Raw genomic sequence first — 2,131 nt, 5'->3', positions numbered from 1 at the left:
CGCGGAGCGTTCCTTGAGGACCTCCGCGAACTCGTCGCCCAGCAGGCGCAGCTCCACCAGCACGCGGGACAGCCGGGCCTGGAAGTAGTTGTAGAAGACCATCGCCTGCACGGCGACGAGGATGCCCACGGCGGTGGCGACGAGCGCTTCGGAGATGCCCGTCATCACGGCCGCGGAGCCGCCGGTGCCGCCGGCCTCCACGTCCACGCCCAGGTCCTTGAAGGACCGCATGATGCCGGCCACGGTGCCGAAGAGGCCCACGAAGGGCGTCGTCGAACCGATGGTGGCGAGCAGCCACAGGTTGCGCCGCAGCTTCAGGCCCACCTGGGCGCGCTCGCGCTCCACGGCGGACTCGATGCCGTTGCCACCGGCGGAGCGGGAGCGCTCCCAGCGGTCGAACCCGGCGAGGAAGATGTCGGCCGCCACGGCGTCGGAGCGCTCGGCGGCGGTGCGGGCGGCGGCCACGTCCCCCCGGAGGAGGTGCTTCTGGACGATCTCCCCCAGGTTGCGGGAGCGCTCGCTCACGCCCCAGAGGGCGATGAGCCGCTCGATGGCCACGCCCAGGGCCACCACGGAGGCGCCCAGGAGGAGGGCGAGGGTGACGCCGCCCAGGCGAAGGTAATGAAGTAGATCGTTCAGATTCATGATGGATGACCGGGCAGGCGGCCCTGGCTCACACTAGGACATATGAACCGCGCAGCCGCCGCAATCTTCCTGGCCCTCCTCTGTTCGGCCTGCCCCAAACGTCTCGAGTTCGGTCCGGAGGGCCGCATCGAGGACGCCCAGACGCTCTACCAGCACGTGCGCGAGCGGCAGGCGAAGGTCGTCACCCTGGAGGGTGACGCCAAGCTGCACGTGGACTCGCCCCAGGGCAGCGGCACGCTCTCCACGTACCTCTCCATCACCCGCCCGGCCCTCATCCACCTGGAGACGTACGACTTCTTCAACCGCCCGGTGGCCTCGCTCGTCTCCGACGGTGAGCGCTTCGGCGTCTACCAGGCGCGCGAGAACACGTACCTCCAGGGCCCGGCCAGCGCGGAGAACGTGTCGCGCTTCCTGCCTGTCGTCCTGCCGAGCGAGGAGCTGGTCGCGGTGATGCTGGGCCAGGTCCCCCTCCTGCCTCCGGAGTCCATGACCCTGGAGCTGGACGAGAAGGAGCGGGTGTACGTGCTCAAGCTCCAGCGGGGGCCCGCCACGCAGACGCTCCGTGTGGATCCCAAGCACCTGCGCGTGGTGAAGAGCGAGGTGCGTGGCGTGCCGGGCTACGACCTGGCGTTCGAGGACTTCCAGCAGCGCGACGGCCTGTTCTTCCCGGACAAGGTCCACCTCATCGCCGCCTCGGCGGAGACGAAGCTGGACCTGAAGTACACGGACATCCGCCTCAACGGCCGCCCGGACCTGACGCTCTACGAGCTGGCCGCCCCCGAGGGGGCCCGGGTGGTGAACGTCGACGCGCGGGGCCAGGAGGTCCGCTCGGAGGGGCCGGTGTCTCAGCCGCCCCCCGCGCCGGGTTCCTGAGCTTCCAGGCGTCGAAAGGCAGCGTCCCGGCGCAAACCGGGTACTATGGCGCGCACGACATGGCACAGATCAAGCTTGGAGAACTGCTGATCAAGGCGAACGTCCTGCAGGAGAGCCAGCTCAAGGCGGCGCTCGCCGAGCAGGCCAAGTGGGGCGGAAAGCTGGGCGAGATCCTCGTCCGGATGAACCTCGTCTCCGAGGACATCCTCGTGCGCGCCCTGTCGAAGCAGCTCGGCATGCCGGCGGTGAACCTGGACGCCGTGCAGATGGTGCCGCCGCACGTGAAGGCCAAGATCCCGGCGCAGACGGCGCGCGACTTCTCCGTCGTGCCGCTGCAGCTGCGCGACGACGGCAAGACGCTGGTCGTCGCCATGTCCGACCCGCTCAACGTCCGGGTGCTGGACGAGCTGCGCGCCCTGTCCAAGTGCCGCATCGTGGCCAACGTGGCGGGGCGCACCTCCGTGGCGCGGGCCTTCGCGCGGCTCTACGAGGAGACGGCGGAGCTGGAGGACGCGGACACCAACTTCAAGGTGGTGGACGCGCAGGGCCGCACCGTCGTGAAGAACCTCAAGGACCTGGACCCGGCCGCCGCCGTGGCCATGTCCCCCAAGCC

3 protein-coding genes are annotated in these 2,131 nt (G+C 69.8%); 2 read left to right on the top strand and 1 reads right to left on the bottom strand.

Annotated elements, in window-relative coordinates:
• The coding region (locus D7X55_RS38825; RefSeq protein ID WP_147470403.1) for a MotA/TolQ/ExbB proton channel family protein at nucleotides 1-645 on the bottom strand (645 nt) is incomplete at its 3' end.
• Nucleotides 646-687: 42 nt separating this feature from the next.
• Between D7X55_RS38825 and D7X55_RS38820 the strand changes: the two genes are divergently transcribed.
• On the top strand, nucleotides 688-1,518 hold the full coding sequence (locus D7X55_RS38820; RefSeq protein WP_121725662.1) for a DUF4292 domain-containing protein: 831 nt from the start codon (nucleotides 688-690) through the stop codon (nucleotides 1,516-1,518).
• A gap of 59 nt (nucleotides 1,519-1,577) precedes the next feature.
• Nucleotides 1,578-2,131, top strand: a 554-nt coding sequence (locus D7X55_RS38815) for a general secretion pathway protein GspE (protein WP_121725661.1), incomplete at its 3' end; no start/stop codon positions are given.

Origin of the sequence: Corallococcus sp. AB049A (assembly GCF_003668885.1) — a bacterium.
GTDB classification, from domain to species: Bacteria; Myxococcota; Myxococcia; order Myxococcales; family Myxococcaceae; genus Corallococcus; species Corallococcus interemptor.
This window is presented reverse-complemented; position numbering and strand designations above follow the sequence as displayed.

What these genes read in the sequence shown, in the direction of transcription:
- D7X55_RS38820 (WP_121725662.1), top strand. Translation starts at nt 688, where the DNA reads ATGAACCGCGCAGCCGCCGCAATCTTCCTGGCCCTCCTCTGTTCGGCC.